Origin of the sequence: Collinsella sp. OF02-10, from assembly GCF_003463445.1 — a bacterium.
In the GTDB taxonomy this organism is placed as follows: domain Bacteria; phylum Actinomycetota; class Coriobacteriia; order Coriobacteriales; family Coriobacteriaceae; genus Collinsella.
This window is the reverse complement of sequence record NZ_QSCW01000003.1, coordinates 129744-151626: the sequence shown is the minus strand read 5'-3', so window position 1 is coordinate 151626 and position 21883 is coordinate 129744. Positions and strand designations below refer to the sequence as shown.

General features: G+C 59.3%; 15 protein-coding genes and 1 tRNA gene. 7 read left to right on the top strand and 9 right to left on the bottom strand.

Going from position 1 to position 21883, the window contains the following annotated elements; all coding sequences use genetic code 11:
* Positions 1-50: 50 nt before the first annotated feature.
* The 6 genes from DXA43_RS03005 to DXA43_RS02980 form a co-directional block, all read right to left on the bottom strand.
* Positions 51-926, bottom strand: a complete 876-nt coding sequence (locus tag DXA43_RS03005) for a glycosyltransferase family 2 protein (protein ID WP_117806221.1) — start codon at positions 924-926, stop codon at positions 51-53.
* Complete coding sequence (locus tag DXA43_RS03000) at positions 926-1717, bottom strand: sugar transferase (protein ID WP_233540003.1); 792 nt, start codon at positions 1715-1717, stop codon at positions 926-928. Before DXA43_RS03000 ends, DXA43_RS03005 begins: the two co-directional genes overlap by 1 nt.
* Before the next feature lie 54 nt (positions 1718-1771).
* Positions 1772-2323, bottom strand: coding sequence for an antiterminator LoaP (gene loaP / locus DXA43_RS02995; protein ID WP_233540002.1), 552 nt, complete (start codon positions 2321-2323; stop codon positions 1772-1774).
* Between the two features lie 920 nt (positions 2324-3243).
* A tRNA-Ala gene (locus DXA43_RS02990) sits at positions 3244-3319 on the bottom strand.
* A 79-nt stretch (positions 3320-3398) separates the two neighbouring features.
* Complete coding sequence (locus DXA43_RS02985) at positions 3399-4040, bottom strand: thiamine diphosphokinase (protein WP_117806219.1); 642 nt, start codon at positions 4038-4040, stop codon at positions 3399-3401.
* A 9-nt stretch (positions 4041-4049) separates the two neighbouring features.
* On the bottom strand, positions 4050-4739 hold the full coding sequence (locus DXA43_RS02980) for an HAD family phosphatase (RefSeq protein WP_117806218.1): 690 nt from the start codon (positions 4737-4739) through the stop codon (positions 4050-4052).
* A 331-nt stretch (positions 4740-5070) separates the two neighbouring features.
* Between DXA43_RS02980 and glgB the strand changes: the two genes are divergently transcribed.
* The 7 genes from glgB (at position 5071) to DXA43_RS02945 (ending at position 18420) form a co-directional block, all read left to right on the top strand.
* Positions 5071-7332: a 1,4-alpha-glucan branching protein GlgB gene (gene glgB / locus DXA43_RS02975; protein WP_117806217.1), complete on the top strand. Its 2262-nt coding sequence runs from the start codon at positions 5071-5073 to the stop codon at positions 7330-7332.
* Between the two features lie 94 nt (positions 7333-7426).
* Positions 7427-9853: a glycogen/starch/alpha-glucan phosphorylase gene (locus tag DXA43_RS02970; RefSeq protein WP_117806216.1), complete on the top strand. Its 2427-nt coding sequence runs from the start codon at positions 7427-7429 to the stop codon at positions 9851-9853.
* A gap of 106 nt (positions 9854-9959) precedes the next feature.
* Positions 9960-11108, top strand: coding sequence for a glucose-1-phosphate adenylyltransferase (locus DXA43_RS02965; protein WP_117806215.1), 1149 nt, complete (start codon positions 9960-9962; stop codon positions 11106-11108).
* Between the two features lie 4 nt (positions 11109-11112).
* The gene (gene glgD / locus DXA43_RS02960) at positions 11113-12240 is read left to right on the top strand and encodes a glucose-1-phosphate adenylyltransferase subunit GlgD (protein WP_117564079.1); all 1128 of its coding nucleotides are present in this window, start codon (positions 11113-11115) and stop codon (positions 12238-12240) included.
* Positions 12241-12330: 90 nt separating this feature from the next.
* The gene (gene glgA, locus DXA43_RS02955; protein ID WP_199580512.1) at positions 12331-14583 is read left to right on the top strand and encodes a glycogen synthase GlgA; all 2253 of its coding nucleotides are present in this window, start codon (positions 12331-12333) and stop codon (positions 14581-14583) included.
* A 215-nt stretch (positions 14584-14798) separates the two neighbouring features.
* Positions 14799-18095 (top strand): 4-alpha-glucanotransferase, encoded by a 3297-nt coding sequence (locus tag DXA43_RS02950; protein ID WP_117806214.1) that lies wholly within the window; start codon positions 14799-14801, stop codon positions 18093-18095.
* Between the two features lie 88 nt (positions 18096-18183).
* Positions 18184-18420, top strand: coding sequence for an FmdB family zinc ribbon protein (locus tag DXA43_RS02945; protein WP_117803239.1), 237 nt, complete (start codon positions 18184-18186; stop codon positions 18418-18420).
* A 277-nt stretch (positions 18421-18697) separates the two neighbouring features.
* Here DXA43_RS02945 and DXA43_RS02940 read toward each other — a convergent pair whose 3' ends face one another.
* From DXA43_RS02940 to def, 3 genes are all read right to left on the bottom strand, one after another.
* Positions 18698-20098 carry an RsmB/NOP family class I SAM-dependent RNA methyltransferase gene (locus tag DXA43_RS02940; RefSeq protein ID WP_117806213.1) on the bottom strand — a complete coding sequence of 467 codons (1401 nt, stop codon included), beginning with the start codon at positions 20096-20098 and terminating at the stop codon, positions 18698-18700.
* Positions 20095-21015: a methionyl-tRNA formyltransferase gene (gene fmt / locus DXA43_RS02935; RefSeq protein WP_117806212.1), complete on the bottom strand. Its 921-nt coding sequence runs from the start codon at positions 21013-21015 to the stop codon at positions 20095-20097. The genes DXA43_RS02940 and fmt overlap by 4 nt, the downstream gene beginning before the upstream one ends.
* 330 nt (positions 21016-21345) lie before the next feature.
* Positions 21346-21882, bottom strand: a complete 537-nt coding sequence (gene def, locus DXA43_RS02930; protein WP_117767144.1) for a peptide deformylase — start codon at positions 21880-21882, stop codon at positions 21346-21348.
* Between the last annotated feature and the right edge of the window lies 1 nt (position 21883).

Sequence of the window (21883 nt, the reverse complement as noted above, 5' to 3'; positions counted from 1 at the left end):
GGGTACAGGCGCGTGCCGGACCCGCCGGCGAGGATGATGCCTTTCATTGGCTATAGCCTTTCTTTTCTTGCGGCCCTGCGGCCAGCGCGATTTCCGAGAAGTCGGGCGCAGCAGTCAACACCGAAGGCGATGAACTCGATCAGATTGCCCTCCCGAAGGAGCTGAGAGGAGACCGCTTTGACGAGCCGGCCCCCTTCACCGATCTCACTTGCATGCATGAGATCGTCCGCATGCGTTTCGAGAAAGAAACCGACGGCACGGTTGCGGGCAAACTGTTGGGATGGCGTCAAGTTATGCGAGTGATAGACCTCCGCACGCGGCTCGTAAGCGACCTTCATACCCGAGGCGATAAACTTGGCGGCCATGAGCATGTCCTCATTGGTGTTGACATGATCGAATCCACCGCATTCGAGATATGCGGTCCGTCGATAGGCAGAACAGGTGTCAGATGCAAAGAACGCCTTAATCCCAAATTTCTCGAGATCGCCTTTTGACCGAACAGACGGTGTGTCGGGATAGTTGAAATCACGAACCAGTTGTTCAAAACGACGGGCATTGGCCTTGGGGAGCTGCCTTCCGCTCACGAGCGCGACAGAGTTATCGACCAGTAACGGTTCGACAAGCGTTTCCAGGTAGCGACTGGAAGCGGGCACAGCATCCTGTGTGAGAAAACAAACGAAATCACCCGCAGTGCGCCTCAAAGCTATGTCGCGAGTCGAACCGTGATTGAATTCCTTACGTTCTATGCGAACGAAGTTAACCCGAGGATGCTTGGCGACCTCGTCAACGGTGCCATCTTCGGAGGATGAATCAACCACCAAGATATCGGAGGGCCTGAGGGTCTGAGTTTCGATGAGGGTCAACAGCTCATCAATCTCGCCCGCCGCATTTAAGGTTGGTATGACTACGCTCAAGGAGGGAGCCATCACTTGCCCTTCCTCATTGCCTTGAAGGTCTTAATAAACACGCGAGCATCTAGGCCAACCGATTGATGGCGCACATAAAATAACTCGCGAGCCTGTCTCTGGCCACTAGCCCACGTTGAGTCATTACGGTCAGTGGCCGCCCACCAGCCGGTGATCCCCGGTTTGCAGGAGAGCACTTCATCACGGGCATCTCCATACTCGTAAGTCTCTTCGAGCGTCACCGGTCTGGGGCCAATGACAGAGAGGTCACCCATGAGCACGTTGATGAACTGCGGCAACTCATCGAGCGAGGTGCGTCGCAGGAAGCGACCAACGCGCGTAATGCGTGGGTCATCGTCGACCTTCTGCTCGCGTTTCCACTGAGCCAGCTGTTCGGAAGTCATATACTTCTCCGGATGCTCGTGAGCATCCGACACCATGGTGCGCAACTTAAATATGTATATCGGTTTTCCATTCTTGCCGATACGCTCCTGGCGGAAGAACGGCTTGCCGGGGGTGTCGATCTCAATTGCAACGCATGCAGTCGCAACGGGAATCAAAAGAACTGCGCAAACACCCGCCGAGAAAACAATGTCGAATGCACGTTTCACAGCGAGGTAGCCTGGCCCACCTTTCTTGGGGGCGGCACACGACGAGTCCGGCACAGGCGCCTTGTAGGTGCCAGTTGCTACGAAACCCTTAGCAGGAGCTGGGTTCTCGACAGGAGGCGGAAACTCTGTTGCACTAGATAATCTTGTGACTTTGGACAAGTCCATTACATATTCAGTTTTATCTGACACTTTCTCTTCCACCACTTCGTCCCCGGGTCGGGGATCCTCCCTGTTCTGTGTAGCAACCGCCCGCACTTAGGCGATCTCCTTTTTAAGGTTGCGCATGACGCGCTGCTCGTTTGAAAGCACGGCAAGGCCAACGCGGGTGGTTACGCGTCGGCCGCACAGATCGAGCTCCAAATAAGCTGTGCTCTTGCGTCTGTTAATGGTTTTGATAAGGCCTTCGTGGCCCAGCAGCGGACCTGCCGTCACTACGACCTGGTCGCCGTCTTTTAAGGCCTCGCTCATGGGCACTACGCGGTCTCCCCTATGCGTAAAGCCGCCAATAAGCTGAACCTCTTCTTTTGCCAACGGCACAAACTGACCATCCTGGGAAAGCACCCGGGCAAAGTCGTCCATACGTACCAGATACTGTTGCACGGTGCGGGGATCTGCCGTATCGCAGATTAAATAACCGGGAAAGAGTGGCTTGGTCGTATTGAGCCATTCGCCGTGTACCTTGATCTCGGTTTGAAATTGGGGATAAAAGAGCTCCTGCATGGCGACGGCCGGCACCATGCGCTCAATGCGCTCGCGCATTACGTCTTCGCGACCGTTGATGACCTGGATCACATACCACACGAGCACCACCCCCTTGCTGTCTTACGTGTGGCTCGCTGGGTTTGGGCATGGCTTCGCCAGGGCGCTTGTGCGCGAAGGCGCTCCATATTCAAACCCTGAGCCCAGTCAGACAAGCACGTGGCTCTGCCCCACCGTGAACGGTATGTATGAGTGCAGTTGCTAGAGTCGCGGACGTGTATCGCAAAACTAACCGCGACCCCAGCTGGCTGCGTGCGAACCAGTCAAGCGGGAACAAAACTGGACCGCACGCAAACAGCTGAAGGCTGCTGTGGTTCGCCTTAACAACTCATTGCACTGACTCAAGCGAACTTATAAATATCCGCAAAAGCAAGTGAAAAAAGTGCATGGCAATCGATATTGGAGCTCTTGGTTTTTTCTAACACCGCCGTTACGGCCGGATGCTGATCGACCCTGCGCTTTGTGGCTTGCTGGAGCCGTGAGCACAGTTGAACTCATGTAACGTTAGGTATCCTAGCACAAGCTGATAGCGAAACTGATTTGGGTTGCGTTGGACAACATATGCGACAAATCCGTGCTTGGGGGGTTGTTTGCCTAAGTTGTTCACGTTGACGCAGGTTAATGGGGTGTTGCAACGGGCGCCCGAGTAAATGCAGGCAAACCTCGGCTTTAATACGCAAAAGGATTTACGTGGTGCTTACGAATAATGTACAGAACTGGGAAATTAATTGCACAACATTTTGCGGGCGTGTGGGCATGGGCGTTGCATTGTGAAGATGCTCATCGCAGACTAGGCACGTCCGGCTACAGATTAAACGCATTTTGAGGCGGCTTGTTGGACAACTACTGCAGACGGCAAACTTGAACAGGAAAGCAATTTGCAAATTTTGCAAATATGCAGTTCAGGCCGTTAAAAATCATATGCAAATAAAAAAAGGCCACTCAATTGAGTGGCCTTACATTAACAATGGTGGAGACGAGGGGGATCGAACCCCTGACCTCTTGACTGCCAGTCAAGCGCTCTCCCAGCTGAGCTACGCCCCCGTGACGAGGAGATACTATAGGGGAAGTTGGCGCGACGTGCAAGGACTTTTTTGGGTCAGACTTTAAATGCCTATTGAGCCTATTGATATAGGTAAGCGATGGCGGTGCCGGTGTGGACTCGGATCGTGGCTGTTGACCTAACGACGTTGCTGATGCCTGTGTCGGCTAGCAGGTCCAGAGAGCTGTGATCTAGTTCCCACTCTAGGCCGTGCTCGCTTACAACCGTCCCAGGGGCTATGGCGATGATGGAGAAAGTCTTGCCCTCGGTGCCTTCGATGGTCCACGTTTCGCCTGCGTGGAGGATGCGGGCCGTGGTCTCGTCTTCAGCAATCCAGACCGGGGCATCCTCATAGCCAGCGAGCAGCCCCAGTACGGAAAGCGCCATATCCGGACGGCCGCCGGTGGCGCAGGTTGCTACCACTTCGGCACCTGGCCAGCGACGGCGGACGGAATCAAGCGCCAGCGCCAGATCGGTATAGTCCTTGTATGGGTCGTGGCGCTCAACTTCAAAGTCGGTGGCGGCATCGACCAACGCGCGACCCGCATCGCCCACCGTATCGGCATCTCCCACATATACGTCGCAGTTCATGCCGGCGCCCAGCAGCGCGTCGAGCCCGCGGTCCACGGCGACAACGTGGTCGCACTCCCCCGCTAGCCTACGCAACAGATCCGCGCTCGCAACCACGGGCGAGCCGCAGACCACTAATACCTTGCAAGCCACAGCCCTCGCCTATCCCTCAAACGAAAGTAAACGGGCCAAATCCAGGTCCTCATAGCTGTCGATAAAGATATCGCAGTTGTCGCGCACATCGCCGCGCTTCATGCGGCCGTGCGGGTCATAGATGCCCACGCGCTTAAAGTCGGCGACCCCAGAGCTCTTTAGGCCAAAGACGGCGTCCTCAAACACCCAAGCGCGCTCAAACTTGTGCCCATGACGCTCCTCCAGGCGGCGCAGCGCCAGCTCGTACACATCGGGGAACTGTTTGGAGCGTCCTGCCTCGCCCGTCGTGGTAACAAACTCCATGTAAACGTCGAGCCCGGCTCCCGCAAGCGCAGACTTAACCAGCTCGGCCGGCGTGGACGTAGCCACACACATGGAAATGCCCGCCGCCTTCGCCTGCTCCAAAAATGCCAAGAGCCCCTCGCGCGGCGGCACCTTGGAGTAGCCATCGATCAGGATGTCGCTCAGCTCGCGATACAGCTCCTCGCCATTCGCTCCAATGCCCCAGGTGTCGTGGTAGGCCTGGCACTCGTCCTCGAGCGACAAATGCTCAAATTGGGCAAAATCGTCGACCGTTACGTCAACTCCGTGGCGGTGCAATAACTCGGGCTGAGCATAGGCCCAAACGGGGGTGCTATTAACCAGTGTTCCGTCGCAATCGAAAATAAAAGCGACATTGGGAGCAGCGGTCTGGGACATAAACGAACCTTTCGATGTCAAATGGTAAACATCCTGCTAAAAACGTTTTACCAAACGTCAGACTAACAATCTTGAAACCCTAATTGGTAAAACTGTCAAGAGTTTTACCATCGCAATTCTGCCAGTGGTCTAAACATGGCGCTCGCCGATTAAACACAGCCGCAAATCCACTTTTCTCCATAAAAGTAACGAACAGGTGTTATCGTATTTCGTGCCGAAAGTTCCACCGAGCACGCGAGGTGGAACGAATCATAGAACTATCGCCGTCCCTTCGATTCGTGCAGCCTTGGACCTTTCGCATCTAGTCACCAAGGCAACACGCTGCCGCGTCATGATGGGATCAAACGTGAGCGATACAAAGCTAAAGCCAGCAACTAAAAAGCCCGCTACCCGTAAAGCCGCCCCGCACGCACCGGAACTCTCCAAGGACGATGTCTACCTGTTTGGCATCGGCACGTGGGAGCGCAGCTGGGAAAAGATGGGCGCGCACCCCGACACGCAGAACCGTACGCGCGGCTGGCGCTTTTGCGTTTGGGCGCCCGATGTAAAGAGCGTGCATGTCATTGGTGAATTTAACGACTGGGATGAGGAAGCCAACCCTCTGGTGCCCGTGCATACGAGCGCTATTTGGGAAGGCTTTATTCCTGGCGCAGAACAAGGTCAGCTCTATAAGTATCTCATTGAGACCAACGAGGGCGAGAAGCTCTACAAGGCCGATCCGTACGCCTTCAAGGCCGAGTGCCCTCCGGGAACGGCAAGCGTGCTGTGGACCCTCGATGGCTACAAGTGGAACGACGCCGCATGGCTCAAGCGCCGCGCCAGTCATAACCACATGTCGCAGCCCCTTAACATCTACGAGGTGCATATTGGCTCGTGGAAGCGCCACGGCGACGCGCCACAGGGCGAGCCGGACGAGTACGGCAACTACCCCGGTCCCATGGACCCCTTCCCCGCGCAGCGCGGCGAGTTCTACACCTACGACGACCTGTCGGTCGAGCTCGTGGACTACGTGCACGACATGGGCTACACGCATATCGAGGTCATGCCGCTTATGGAGCATCCCTTCGATGGCTCCTGGGGCTACCAGACGACCGGCTACTATGCCGCCACGTCGCGCTATGGCGACCCGCAGCAGCTCATGCACTTTATCGATGCGTGCCACGAGGCAGGCATTGGCGTGATCATGGACTGGGTGCCTGGCGGTTTTTGCGCCGACTCCCACGGCCTTGCTACCTTTAACGGCCATATGCTGTTTGAGCACGAGATTCACCCCAACTGGGGCACGCACAAGTTCGACTTCGCCCGTGGCGAGGTCCGCTCCTTCCTGGTCTCCAACGTGCTGTACTGGCTCGAGAACTTCCATGTTGACGGCATTCGCATGGACGGCGTGTCCAGCATGCTGTACCTCAACTTTGGCATCGACGATCCCGGCCAAAAGAAGTTCAATAAGTACGGTACCGAGGAGGACCTGGACGCCAGCGCGTTTATCCGCCAGGTCAACTGCGCCGTGGAGGCCCACTTCCCCGACGTGATGATGATGGCCGAGGAGTCCACAGCGTGGCCGCTCGTGACCTACCCGCCGCAAGACGGCGGCCTGGGCTTCCACTACAAGTGGGACATGGGCTGGATGAACGACACCCTGCACTACATGCAGACCGATTTTCCGTGGCGACCCGGCAACCACGGCCTGCTCACGTTCTCCATTATGTATGCCTTTACCGAGAACTTCATTTGCCCGCTGAGCCACGACGAGGTCGTGCACGGTAAGTGCTCGCTCATCGGCCGCATGCCGGGCGACTGGTGGCGCCAGTTTGCCGGTCTGCGCACGCTGGCCTTCTACCAGATGACGCACCCCGGTGCCAAGCTCAACTTTATGGGCAACGAAATCGGCCAGTTTATTGAGTGGCGCTACTACGAGTCCATCCAGTGGTTCCTGACCGAGGAGTACGAGACCCACCGTCATCATCAGGCGTTTATCAAGGCGCTCAATCACCTATACACCGCCGAGCCCGCCCTGTACGAGCGCGGCTACACCGACGACGGCTTTACCTGGATCGATGCGGACAACTCCAAGCAGTCCATCGTGAGCTTTGTGCGCCAGGGCGAGGACATCGACGACGACCTGGTGATCCTGATCAACTTTGACCCCGCGAGCTACGAGAGCTTCCGCGTGGGCGTGCCGCGCGAGGGTGACTGGGAGGTCATCTTCGATTCCGACCGTCCCGAGTTTGGCGGCAGCGGCTATGCCGGCGAGGAACCTTACACCTGCTCGAGCGAGCCCTATCCCTGGAACGGGCAGATGGACTCCATCGAGATCAAGGTGCCCGGCCTGGCAGGCGTGGTGCTTAAGCGCCGCGGCCCCAGCAGCTACAAGCCGCCCGTGGTTGAGGAGCCCAAGAAGGCGACGCGTAAGCGCTCGTCCTCGGTAAAGCCCAAGGCCGCGGCTGCTAAGAAGGCTCCAGCTAAGGCGAAGGCTACCAAGCCCGCTGCCAAGGCTTCGGCCAAGTCCACCACGGCCAAAAAGGCAGCCACCAAAAAGGGCGCTACCAAGGCAAAGTCTGCTTCTGTTAAGCCATCTGCCAAGGATGCGTAACAAAAGCGTTACAGCTGCAATTACCCGCCCCGCGGGGGCGTAGGATACAAGTCATAACCGTTCCGGGAGAAACATCCCCGGGGGAAAGGAACGTATGAATAAGATCTTCGACAACAAGCAGGAGTTTACCGAGCTCTATCGCGATGCCGTCATGAGCATCAGCGGCAAGAGCGTCGAGGCCGCCAGCGACCTGGACCGCTTTAACGCCCTGGCCAAGCTCGTGGCCGAGAAGGCACGCACCGTTGCCACCAAGAGTGACGCCCGCGTCACCGCCGAGGGCAAGAAGCGCGTGTACTACTTCTCGATCGAGTTTTTGATCGGCCGCCTGCTCGACAACTACCTGCTCAATTTTGGCGTTCGCGACATGGTCGCCGAGGCGCTCGGCGACATGGGCTTTGACCTGTCCGTCATCGAGAACCAGGAGCCCGATCCGGCGCTGGGCAACGGTGGCCTGGGCCGTCTGGCCGCATGCTTCCTGGATTCCATGGCAGCCGAGGGCATTGCCGGCTACGGCAACGGCATGCGCTACCGCTACGGCCTGTTTAAGCAGGAGATCGTCAACGGCAGTCAGGTCGAGGCCACCGACGAGTGGCTCACGCACGGCTATCCCTGGGAGGTCCGTCGTCAGGACAAGGCCGTGACCATTAAGTTTGGTGGCCACGTCGAGGGCTTTGAGGAGAACGGCCGCACGTTCTACCGCACGGTGGACACGCAGGACATCCTGGCCGTTCCTTACGACATCCCCGTGGTGGGCTATGCCGGCGAGACCGTCAACAAGCTGCGCGTATGGGCCGCCGAGCCGGTCGAGGAGCACTTTGACCTTGAGGCCTTCAACCGCGGCGACTACGCCTTGGCCGATGCCGAGCGCGCCGAGGCCGAGGCCATCAGCGCCATTCTCTACCCCAACGACGCCGGCGAGCACGGCCGTCTGCTGCGCCTGAAGCAGGAGTACCTGTTTGTCTCGGCCGGCATCTACAGTCTGCTCGACACCTTTGAGAAGGAGCACGGCGAGAACTGGGAGCTGCTGCCGCAGTTTGTGGCCATCCACACCAACGACACGCACCCCGCCATGTGCGGCCCCGAGCTCATGCGCATCCTCATCGACGAGAAGAAGCTCGAGTGGGATGACGCCTGGAACATCGTGACGCAGGTCGTGAGCTACACCAACCACACCATCCTGCCCGAGGCTCTGGAGAAGTGGCCCATCGGCACGTTCTCCAAGCTCCTTCCCCGCGTGTACCAGATCATCGACGAGATCAGCCGTCGTTGGCACGAGTCGTTCGACACTACACAGGAGGGCTGGCAGGAGCGTCTGCGCCAGACCGCCATTCTGTGGGACGGCGAGATTCGCATGGCCAACCTGTCCGTGATCTGCAGCCACAGCGTCAACGGCGTGGCCAAGATCCACTCCGACATCATCAAGAACATCGTGCTCAAGGACTTCTATGCCCTGACGCCCGAGAAGTTCAACAACAAGACCAACGGCATCTCGCACCGTCGCTTCTTTGCCGAGGCCAACCCCACCTATGCCAAGCTCGTGACCGAGGCCATTGGCGACGGCTGGCTGAAGGACGCCTTTGAGCTGGAGAAACTCAAGGAGTTCCAGAACGACACCGAGTTCCTGAAGGCCGTAGGCGCCTCCAAGCGCGCCAACAAGGAGCGCCTGGCCGCCTACGTTAAGGCCGAGACCGGTCTGGTTATCGACCCCAACACCGTCTTCGATGTTCAGGTAAAGCGCTTCCACGCCTACAAGCGCCAGCTCATGAACATCATGAAGGTGATGGACATCTACAACCGTCGCATCGCCAATCCCAACTTCCACGTGACGCCGACGACCTTCATCTTTAGCGGCAAGGCTGCCTCGAGCTATACCTTTGCCAAGGAGACCATCCGCCTCATTAACTCCGTGGCCGAGGTCATCAACAACGACGCCCGTGTGAACGAGGTCATGAAGGTCTGCTTTATCCCCAACTTCCGCGTGAGCAACGCTCAGCTCATCTACCCCGCCGCAGAGATCTCTGAGCAGATCTCCACGGCCGGTAAGGAGGCCTCGGGCACGTCCAACATGAAGCTCATGATGAACGGCGCCATTACGCTGGGCACCCTCGACGGCGCCAACATCGAGATCGCCGACCTGGCCGGTCGCGAGAACGAGGCCATCTTTGGCCTGACCGCCCCCGAGGTCGAGCAGCTCTGGGCATCGAACAGCTACTTTGCGTGGGATACGCTCAACAACGATCGCGAGCGTCTGGGCCGCGTGATGGACGAGCTTAAGGACAACACGTTTGCAGGCCTTTCGGGCAACTTTGAGAGCATCTACAACGAGCTCATGAACAACAACGACCCCGACCTGGTCATGGCAGACTTCCGCAGCTACGTGGATGCGTGGGAGAAGCTCACCGGCAGCTACGGCGACCAGGAAACCTGGAACCGCAAGGCCTTGCTCAACACCGCCTCCTCCGGCTGGTTCTCGAGCGACCGCACCATTCGCGAGTACCGCGACGAGATCTGGCACGCGTAAAGGCGCGCGAGCTCCCTTTGCCGCACGGCATTACTCGACGGGCGTGACAGAGCGCCGCGCCCGTCGCAAATGGGTTTAGGAACATCGATGACAGAAGGAGAAATCGATGAGTAAGAAAGAATGCATCGCGATGCTCCTCGCAGGAGGACAGGGCAGCCGATTGGGGGCACTCACCCAAAAGATCGCCAAGCCGGCGGTTAGCTTTGGTGGCAAGTTCCGCATTATCGACTTTTCGCTGTCCAACTGCTCCAACTCGGGCATCGACACGGTGGGCGTTCTGACGCAGTACCGTCCCTACCTGCTGCATGCCTACGCGGGCTCCGGCGAGGCGTGGGATCTGGACAGCCGCGACGGCGGCGTGTCGATCCTGCCGCCGTACGAGACGCAGACCGGTGGCGCCTGGTATGCGGGCACGGCCGACGCCATTACGCAGAACCTCGACTACATCAAGGCCAACGACCCCAAGTACGTCCTGATTCTTTCGGGCGATCACCTGTATCGCATGGACTACCGCAAGATGCTCAAGACGCACATTGAGAACAACGCCGACCTCACCGTGAGCGTTATGCCCGTGCCGTGGGAGGAGGCCAGCCGCTTTGGCATCCTGACCACCGATCCCGAGGACGGCCGCATCACCAAGTTCACCGAGAAGCCCGAGAAGCCCGATTCGAACCTCGCTTCCATGGGCATCTACATCTTCTCGGCCGACGTGCTGATCGAGGCGCTCGAGGAGGATGCTCTGGACCAGCGCTCGAGCCACGACTTTGGCAAGGACATCATCCCCAAGCTGCTCGGTGAGAACAAGCGCCTGTACAGCTACGAGTTCCACGGCTTCTGGAAGGACGTCGGCACCATCGCCAGCTTCCATGAGACCTCGATGGACCTGCTGGGTAACAACCCCGAGTTTGATCTGTTTGACAAGAACTTCCCCATCATGTCCAACATCACCACGCGCCCGCCGCACTACATTGGCCCGGACGGCCGCCTGGACGACTGCCTGGTCTCCAACGGCTGCAAGATCTACGGCACCGCTCGCCACTCGATCCTTTCGACCGATGTCATCATCGAGGAGCGCGCCGTGGTCGAGGACTCCGTGCTGCTGCCGGGTGCGCACGTTAAGAGCGGCGCACACATCTGCCGCGCTATTTTGGGCGAGAACTCCACGGTCGAAGAGGGCGTGAAGCTCGGCTCTGTCGATACCACCAAGGATACGGCCGTCGTTGGAAATGACGTCGTTATCGGGAAGGGGGAATGATCCGATGATCAATCGCAAGGCCATCGGTTATATCACCGCTAACTACTCTTCGTCCTACGGCAGTGTCCTGCTCAAGGACCGCCCCATCGCGTCCGTTCCGTTTTTGGGCCGCTACCGCCTGATCGACTTCCCGCTGTCCAACATGATGAATGCCGGCATTAAGACCGTCGGCGTCGTCATGCCGGGTAACTACCGCTCGCTGATCGACCACGTGGGCTCGGGCAAGGACTGGGGCCTGGACCGCAAGAAGGGCGGCCTGTTCATGGTCCCCGGCAACGCGTATGGCACCACCAAGGGCGGCATGCGCTTCTTGCTGCGCGACATCATCTCCAACAAGACGCTGTTCCAGCGCTCGGAGAAGCCCTATGTCGTGATGATGGGCACCAACATCATCTTTAACATGGACCTCAACACCATCATCGAAGCGCACGAGAACTCCGGTGCCCAGATGACCGTGGTGTACTGCAAGGCCACGCGCAACGTCGATGACGAGACCAAGCTCGAGATTAACGAGAACGGCCGCCTGACGGGCGTGAGCGCCGGCGTCGTGTATGGCGACAACGCGTCCATGGACTGCTGCATCGTCAACCGCGAGACGCTGCTCGAGATCATCGACCACTACCAGGCCGCCGACTATCTGGACCTGCTCGAGGCACTCCAGGGCGACTTTGGCAACATCGACGTGTGCAGCTACGAGTACAAGGGCGAGGTCGTGGGCGTGTTTAGCGAGAAGTCGCTGTATCGCCGCAGCATGGACCTGCTCGACCAGACCGTGGCCGACCAGCTCTTTGACCCTGAGCGCCCGATCCTGACCAAGGCCCACGACGTGCCGCCTTCGCGCTATGCGACCGGCAGCCACGCGTGCAACTCGATCATCTCGGCCGGCTGCATCATCAAGGGCACCGTGCGCAACTCAATCCTGTCACGCGGCGTCGTGGTCGAGGAAGGAGCTTCGGTGACCAACTCGATCATCAACCAGAGCTGCATCATCAAGAGCGGCGCACGCGTTGAGAACGCCATCCTGGACAAGAACAACGTGGTCCCCACCAACACCGAGCTTCGCGGCACGCCCGAGAACATTCTGGTGCTGGGCAAGGCTCCGTTAACTTCCGACACCACCATCGTACGTTAACGTTGGCACCGCAACATCGCTCGTAACGTGTAGAATAGCCGCCCGGTTAGCGCCAGGCGGCTATTCTCGAATTGCAACATGGGAGACAATATGGCAGATTCCAGCAAAAAGATGCAGATCGTGTTTGCCTCGGCCGAGTGCGCACCGTTTGTTAAGACCGGTGGCCTGGGCGACGTGGCGGGCTCGCTGCCTGCGGCGCTCGTGCGCGCCGGCGCCGAGGTCATCGTGATGGTGCCCAAGTACGCCACCATCAAGGACGAGTACAAGGCGCAGATGGAGCACTTCTCCGACTTTTACGTGAGCCTGGGCTGGCGCAATGAGTACTGCGGACTCGAGAAGCTCGAGCACGACGGCGTCACCTATATGTTCATCGACAACGAGCGCTACTTTGCGCGCGACTATCCGTACGGCTTCTTTGACGACGGCGAGCGCTTTGCGTTCTTCTCCAAGGCCATCACCGAGAGCCTGCAGCACCTGCCGGCCGGCTTTGAGTGCGACATCCTGCACTGCAACGACTGGCAAACGGCGCTGGCGCCCGTGTTCTTGCGCGAGTTCTACCAGGGCCTGCCGCTGTATGACCGCGTCAAGACCGTGTTCTCGATCCACAACGTGGCGTTCCAGGGCCAGTTTAGCGACACCGTAATGGAGGACATCCTGGGTGTGGCGCATATTCCGGCGGCCGCCTCACAGCTGCGTTGCGACGCCTGCAGCATCAACTACATGCTGGGCGCCCTGCGCTATGCCGACGCCATCACCACGGTGAGCCCCACCTATGCCAATGAGATCCAGACGCCCGAGTTTGGCGAGGGCCTGGACGGCGTTCTGCGCGAGCGTTCGTATGCGCTGCAGGGCATTTTGAATGGCATCGACGTGGCAGGCTTTGACCCGGCGACCGACAAGCGCATTGCCGCCAACTACACCGTCGGGGACCGTTCCGGCAAGGCCGTGTGCAAGGCCAAGCTGCAGGAAGAGCTGGGGCTCGAGGTTCGCGACGACCGTCCGCTCATGGTGATGGTCACGCGCCTGACGCGCCAGAAGGGCATGGACCTGGTCATGTACGCGCTCGACCGCATCCTGGCCGGCGGCGTGCAGGTGGCGGTGCTGGGCACCGGCGACCGCGACTACGAGGACGGCCTGCGCTACTTCCAGGACAAGTACCCCGGCACCATGGCCGCACGCATCGAGTTTGATCCGGCGCTGTCGCAGCGCATGTATGCTGCCGCCGACATGTTCCTGATGCCTTCGAAGTTTGAGCCCTGCGGCCTGTCGCAGATCATCGCCATGCGCTACGGCACCCTGCCCATCGTGCGCGAGACCGGTGGTCTGAAGGACACCGTGATCCCGTATAACGAGTTTACCGGCGAGGGCACGGGATTCTCGTTTAGTAACTTTAACGGCGACGAGATGGGCGACGCCGTGTTCCGCGCGGCACGCCTGTTCTGGGACAACCGCGATGCCTGGAACCAACTGGTCACGCAGGCCATGAGCCAGGACTTTAGCTGGACACGCTCGGCCGACAAGTATCTGGACCTGTACTTCTTTATGCATCCGGAGATTGAGAGGCCGGCGGCTGTTGTCGACGAGCCTGAGGCTGTTGCTGAACCGGTGGCCGCCGAGGAGCCCAAGGCCGAGGAGAAGCCTGTTGAGGCTGAGCCCGCAAAGGCCAATCCTGAGGTGAAGGTCGAGGCTACTCCCGAGCCCGAGCCTGAGGTGAAGCCCGCTGCGAAGCCTGCGGCCAAGAAGACCACGACTCGTAAGACGACGGCCAAGAAGGCCACAGCGGCCAAGGCGACGGCAACCAAGACCACCGCTGTCAAGACAACGACCTCGCGCAAGCGCACCACCGCAGCTGCCAAGAAGGCCGCCGAAGCCGAGGCTGCTCCCGAGGTAAAGGCCGAGGTCGCTGAGGCCAAACCGGCCGCCAAGGCTCCGGCAAAGACCGCTGCCAAGAAGATGACCGCGACCGCCAAGAAGGCAACAGCTGCCAAGAAGACCACAACAACGAAATCGACGACCACGAAGGCCGCCACAACCAAGGCAGCCGCAAAGCCGGCCGCCAAAGTCGAGGGGACACCCGCCGAGCCCAAGGCCGAGGCAGCTGTCGAGGCCAAGCCGACCGCCAAGACCACCACGCGCAAGCGCACTGCAACGACGGCCAAAAAGACCACGACCAAGGCTGCTGCTCCTAAGGCGGAAGCTAAGGCCGAGGCCAAACCCGCAGTAAAGGCCAAGCCCGAGCCCACAATGGAGACCCCGGTCTCCCCCGCCGCCGCAACCGAGAAAAAGGCGCCGTCGAAGAAGACTTCCGTCCACAAGGCAACGGCCACCCGCAAGCGCCGCTAATCCAGACGATCCAAAACCTCATCAAACCCTAAGCAAGGGGCGCTCCAACCGGGCGCCCCTTCTCTGTAGGTAGTGGTAAAACGATTTTCTAGGACAACCGTTCGCCGATGGTAAACGGATGTTGTTTATACACCCTGTGTACTACAGATATACTTACATCTTAGGCGTAAAACCCATGGCCCGCAGGCCATGATTCTATTGAACTGGACCGTACTATGAGATTGATACACAACAGCCGCCTACCGCAGTTTCGCACTCCGTTTGGCGCTGTGACCACTGGCACTTCCGTTTCGCTCTCGGTGATCTTGGAGGATGCCGACCCCAACCAGGCAACGCTCACCCTGCGCACTTGGGTCGATGAGATCGGCGAGTCTCGGTATCCCATGACGCACGAAGGCAACGGCATATTTTCCGTAGAGCTTGAGTGTACCGAGCCCTGTCTTATCTGGTACAGCTTTATCTGCAATATCGAGGGCCAGCCCGAGGTTCGCTTGGGCGCACCGCAGGGCCGCACCGGCGGCGAGGGCGTAACCTACGACTACGCCGAGGTGCCGTCCTTCCAGGTCACCGTCTATAAGCACCGCGAGAACCGCCCCGCCTGGTACGAGCGCGGCATGGTGTACCAGATCTTCCCCGACCGCTATGCCCGCGACGAAAACTGGCGCGAGCGCACGCTGGCCGAAGTCGAAAAACCGCGCAACGGAATCCAGCGCCGCATGATCGAGGACTGGAACGAGCCGCCCGTATACGAGCGCGCCGAGGACGGCTCCATCAAGACCTGGGACTTCTACGGCGGCTCGCTCAAGGGCATCCAAAATGACCTGCCCCGCATCGCGGAGCTGGGCTTTACGGCCATCTACCTCAACCCCATCTTTGAGGCCGCGAGCAACCACCGCTACGACACGGCCGACTACACCAAGATCGATCCGATCCTGGGCACCGAGCAGGACTTTACCGAGCTGTGCCAGGCAGCCGAGAAGCTGGGCATCTCCATCATCCTGGACGGCGTCTTCAACCACACGGGCGACGACTCGATCTATTTCAACCGCTACGGCAACTACCCCGGCGTGGGCGCGTGGCAGAGCGAGGATTCGCCATGGCGCGATGCGTTTTATTTCCACGAGGACGGCTCATACGACTGCTGGTGGGGCGTGGGCAATATGCCCGCCATCAATGAGAGCTCAGAGCTGGTACGCGAGCGGCTTCTGGGCAAGGACGGCGTGATCCGTAAATGGCTACGTGCCGGCGCTCATGGCTGGCGCCTGGACGTGGCCGACGAGCTTTCGGACGATTTCCTGACCGAGATCAAGAAGGCAGTACTTGCCGAAAAGCCTGATGCACTGTTGCTCGGCGAAGTCTGGGAAGACGCCTCCAACAAGATCAGCTACGGCCATCTGCGTCGCTATCTGCAAGGCTCAGAGCTCGACTCGGCTATGGATTATCCCTTCCGCGACATGGTCATCGGCTTTTTGATGGGCTACAAGAACGCCTACCAGGCAGCCGAGGAAATCGAAACCCTGCGCGAGAACTATCCCCGTGAGGCCCTGTCCTGCGCACTTAATCTGCTTTCGAGCCACGACCGTCCGCGCATTATCTCGGTGCTCGGCGGCGGCCCCGACGAGTCGCAGCTGCCCGAGTGCGAGCGCAGCAAATGGCGCCTGGACGAGAACTCGATGGGCCTGGCCAAGAGCCGTTTTTGGCTCGCCACGCTCATGCAGATGACCTTCCCCGGCGTGCCTTCGATCTACTACGGCGACGAATACGGCCTGGAGGGTCTAACCGATCCGGGCAACCGCCGCACCCTGCCGACCAAGGACCAACTGCACGACTTCGACACGCTGGCTATTGTCAAAAACGCCTCCGCCGTACGCCGCGCACTGCCGTTTATGATCGACGGCGAGATCAAGGCCTTCGCGCTCAACGACGAGGTGCTGGCATACAACCGCACGGGCAGGGATGGCGAGTCCGCGACGGTTATCATTAACCGTAGTCTGCGCAATTCGCACCGCGTGACGATTCCGGCGCTCGACGAATGCGCGAGTGACGTGATCAGCGGTCACGAGTGCGAGATCCACAACGGCACGGTCACGCTCGATTTGTATCCGCTGGGCTCGTCGATCATCTATCACCATGCCGAGCAGCGCCTGCAGGAGCCGCTCGATCACGGCGCGGGCGTTGTGTGCCATATCACCTCGGTACCGACCGATGACGGCAAGCCCGGTACGATCGGCGCACCCACGCGTCGCTTTATCGACCATCTGGCCGCTATGGGCATGCGCTACTGGCAGGTCCTGCCTGTCAACCCGACGGACTTCTTCCGCTCCCCTTACGCCGGTCCTTCGGCCTTTGCAGGTAATATCGACCTGCTGCCCGAAAGCCACGAGGAGCTGGCGGCCGACTTTGAAACTTGGAAGGCCCGTGGCGGCGAGGATGCCGATCCGCTGTACACCGCGTTTAAACATCGCAATGCCGATTGGCTCGAGAAGTACTGCGTCTACATGGCCGTCAAGAAATACTTTGAGGGCGAGTCGCGCCACGATTGGCCGGCAGATGTTGCGCGCTACAACGAGCACCTGATTGACGACAAGCGCTTCCACGACGAGGCCGAGCTTCAGGCGTACATGCAGTACCGCTTTGACCTAGCCTGGTGCGAGCTCATGAACTACGCGCACAAGAAGGGCATCGAGGTCATCGGCGATATTCCTATGTACGTGTCCGACGATTCGGCAGATGCGTGGAGCGAACCCGAGAACTTCTGGCTATCCGATACCGGCAAGGCAATCGAGATCTCCGGTGCGCCGCCCGACAACTTTGCGCCCGAGGGTCAGGTGTGGGGCAACCCGACGTTCCGCTGGGACCACATGAAGCAGAACGGCTATAGCTGGTGGATGGATCGCCTACGTCGTGCGTTCTCACTTTACGACCGCGTGCGTCTGGATCACTTCTTGGGCTTCCACAGCTACTTCAGTATCCCCGCTGGCAAGGCTTGCGCCGAAGGTCGCTGGCTGGCGGGACCGGGCAAGGACCTGTTTCAGACCGCCTATGACGAGCTGGGTCCGCTCAACTTTATTGCCGAGGACCTGGGCTATTTGACGCCCGGCGTTCGCGCCATGGCCTCGACCTGCGGCTTCCCCGGCATGGACGTGCTGGAGTTTGGCGACTACGACGTCCGTTGCGGCGTGCACCCTACGCCAGGAAAGATCCTGTATACCTCGACGCACGACACGTCGACGCTCGCGGGTTGGTGTACGCGTTCCTTTGCGGGCGGCGACGAACCGAGCGGTGTTGAGGTGGCGGCCAAGCTGATGAGCGATGCGCTGGCAAGCGACGCTCCCCTGGTGATGATGCCGCTGCAGGATGTCCTGGGGCTGGGCGACGACGCGCGCATGAACGTACCGGGCGTGGCCACGGGCAACTGGACCTGGCAGGCTGACGAGGCCGACGTTGCGGCCGCCGAGGGCAAAACCGCACAGCTCCTGCGCAACACGCATAGATTCTGGGGCGAAGCGTGATAAAACGCCCGATATAGGGTACAGTTACAAACGTTTGAATTTTTGCGGGCAGAGTAATCTGCCCGCTTTGTGCTGAAAAGGAAGTATTATGGCGCGCTACGATTACAAGTGCTCGAGCTGCGGCAACGTGTTTGAGGTTGAGCATCCTATGTCCGAGACTCCCGAGGTCGTGTGCCCCAGCTGCGGCGCTCCGGCCGCCAAGACGTTCTCGGCCAGCGGTATTAAATTTGAGGGCAGCGGCTTCTACAACACCGACCAGCGAAGCGGCGGCTCCAGCACCAGCGCCACCAGCGGCTGCTGCGCCAACTGCCCACACAACCACTAACAGGCAAGTAGCCCCGCTCCCAAATTGACTACTCTGGAGTTGCGCCACGAAAGCGGCCCATTTACTACGTTTGACCCGTATTGGTCGAGCATAGCAGCGTATTTGCAAAAACGGCAAGCCGTCTACCTGCGGTTTTGATTTCACAAAATTCGGCATGGATGAGGACAGCCGGTTTAACGTAGTAAATAACCGCATTTCATGGCGAACGGATCGAAGAGGCACAAAGTAGCTAAAATAGTCCCGTCCCAAATTAGCTGATTTGGGACGGGACTTCGATTTACTGGCGGACCAGCCTGGCGCAGAAGTGGCCGTCGTAGGAGTCGGCGTTTACCGGCACGCTTTGGAAGAGGCCTCGATCGTTCTGGCGTACGGATACGAGCTTCTTGGCCTGATCGAACTCGGGGAGTTGCAGAATCTGCGCCTCGGAGAGCGGCTCCAGGCTAAAACCGGTGCCCTCGGGAGAGTTCAGGAACGCTTCCACGACCTGTGTGTTCTCCTCGTCGAAGACCGAGCATGTCGCATAGATAAGCTCGCCACCAGCAGCCACGCGCGCAGCGGCTTCCTTGAGCATCGTCAGCTGCAGCTTGGGCAGCTCAACCGTCACATCCTTTTCGGTCAGGCGCCACGGGATCTCGGGATGACGACGCATGGTTCCGGTGCCAGAGCACGGCGCATCGATAAAGACTGTGTCGAACTTAACCGGCTCGCCAAGCATGGCATCAAACGATGTGAGCACCTCATCAAGCTCGCAAGCATCACCAGAAACCGTACGAACGCCCTGAATACCAGCCTTATGCAGGCGAGCGAGATTCAGATCGCACTTGCGATCATGCAGATCGAGCGCCGTATGCTGACGCTCATAGCCCGTACGCTTGGCCTGGCACATCATCACATAGGTCTTGGTGCCACGACCGGCACCAATCTCAAGGCAGCTACCAGGGCGCGTAGCAGCTGTGGCGATAAGTTGCGCGTTGAGATCAGATGCCACCGCGGCAGCACGCTCAAACGCACCCGAAGCAACGGTAACCTGGGCATCAACCGGGGCATGGCAGCCCGGGAAGACAGGTGCGACGAGCTGCGAGATATACGGATCGGGCTTGGAAGCAAAAGCGTTCTCATGCAGGGCCAGCGGCGCGGGGGCCAGATTGCCGGCAAAGTTAAGCGCACCCTCTGGCGTGTCAAACGATGCTATAATGCGAGCGCACAGCCATCGCGGCAAGCCCATCAGGCGAGACAGGCGAACCAAGCGTCGCTCAGACTCATCCACATCGGACGCAGTAGCAAAGTCCTCAACATTGTCCGCAACCTTATGCAATACAGCATTGGCTAAGCCAGCGGCGGACTTAGCACCACTGCGAACGAGCTCAACTCCCTGACTTACGGCAACGCGGCCCGGCGTATGCAGATAGAGCATCTCGAAGGCCGAGATACGAAGCGCCATGCGAACACGCGGCGCAACCTTTTTGGGCTTATCGAGAAACTGATCGAGCAACTCGTCCAAAATACCCTGAGTGGCGGCCACACCCAGCGCCAAGCGGGCGGCAAAAGCGGAATCGCGCTGGTCAATAGCCTTGGCCGATGCGCGAGAGGACAGCACGTCGCGCGCATACATGCCGCGGCGATCAGCCTCCATCAGCACATCGAGCGCAAGCTTGCGCGCGGGAGACAGCTTGCTCATGACAAAACACCCCACGAAAGATCGGCGCACTGCAGGCCGGCGGCCCAGGCAGAAGCGGCCATAGCACGCTTGCCATCAGGCTTAACCTCAAGCAACTCAACCGAGCCATCGGAAAGGCCAAGGTAAACACGCTTGGCCTTAACGAGAACCTGACCCTCGCCAAGCAACACATCAGCCGCCGCAGCATCGAGCACACGCACGGTCTTGCCAGCAATCACGCAACGAGCAGGCGCGGTATCGGACGAAGCCAGCACATGACGCACGCAATCAAGCGCCGCCATGTGCGGATCCAGACGCATCTCTTGCTTGGAGATCTTGGCAGCATGGGTAACGAGCGCCTCATCCTGTTCAGTCCACACGGCGGTGCCATCGGCAAGAGAAGGAAGCGTATCGGCAAGCAGTTTGCCGCCCAGCTCGCCAAGCTCCGTAGTCAGTGCCTCGGCATGCTTGCCTGCAACCGACGTAGACGCCTGGGCGCAATAAGCGCCGGTATCCACGCCATGCCCAATGCGCATAATGGAAACGCCAGCAACCTCATCACCAGCAAGAATGGCACGCTGAATAGGAGCAGCCCCACGCCAACGAGGCAGCAAGGACGCATGAACATTCACAATGCCGAGCGGTGCCATATGCAGCACCTCATCGGGCAAAATGCAGCCATAGGCAGCCACACAGAAAATATCAGCCTGGGCAGCCTGGAGCACCTCAACAACCTCAGGCGTCATACGATTCGCCTCAATGACCGGCAACCCCAGCTCCAGCGCCTTAGCCTTAACAGGAGACGGCTCCAGCTTCTTACCACGCCCACGAACAGCATCGGGACGAGTAATAACGAGCGCAACCTCATTACCAGCAGCAACAAGCGAAGTCAGCGAAGGCACAGCAAAATCAGGCGTACCCATAAACACAATTCGCATAAAAGTTAGTCTCCTCTCAATAACGAGCCGAGACGGCTACAAAAAAGCGTTCCTGGTCGCAAGCGCGCCCAGCCGCAAGAATAGTTCAACAGAAACAAATATACCCAAAAACAAAGAAAGAGCCGCATAAAAGCAGCCCTCCCAAGAAAGCACCTATCAGCGAAGACGCCCCTCCCTGGCCCGACGGCACCCGGGCGAAACGAAGAGCGACAACGTAGTCCCTGGGATGGGGCCCACACATATCGTCCCGCGCGCAGTTTCGCAGCAAAGCGAGAATGTTTGAGCACGGGATGATATGTGTGGGCCCCATCCCAGGGACGGACAATTAACCTACTCCGTCTCGCCCGGTCGAGCGCCGCGGGCCAGGGCGTCCTGGTACTCCTTGACGGCCTTGAGCCTCTGCATGGGCTTAAGGCGCTCGAACATGGTGTTACCGTGCAGGTGATCGATCTCGTGCTGCAGGCACACGCAGAACAGGTCGCCCGAAGCTTCGTAGCGAATCAGGTTTGCGTCCAAGTCGTACGCCTCGACGACGACATGGTCGGGACGCTCGATCTCGCAGCTAATGCCAGGGATGGAAAGGCAGCCCTCGCTAAAGGGCACCAGATGGTCACTCTGCTCAACAATGACAGGGTTGATGAGCACGTAGGGGTCGTAGTCGTTCTTGTCGCTGTAGTCGCAGTCGATGGTGACGAGCTGAATAAGCTCGCCGATCTGCGGAGCAGCCAGGCCGCAGCCGCCGTTGTCGAACATCATCTTCTTCATCTTCTCGGCAAGCGCCTCGATCGCCGGGGTGATCTCCTCGATGACGGCGCACTCCTGACGCAGGCGCGGGTCGGGCGACAGTACGATTCCGTTGGCTTCCATG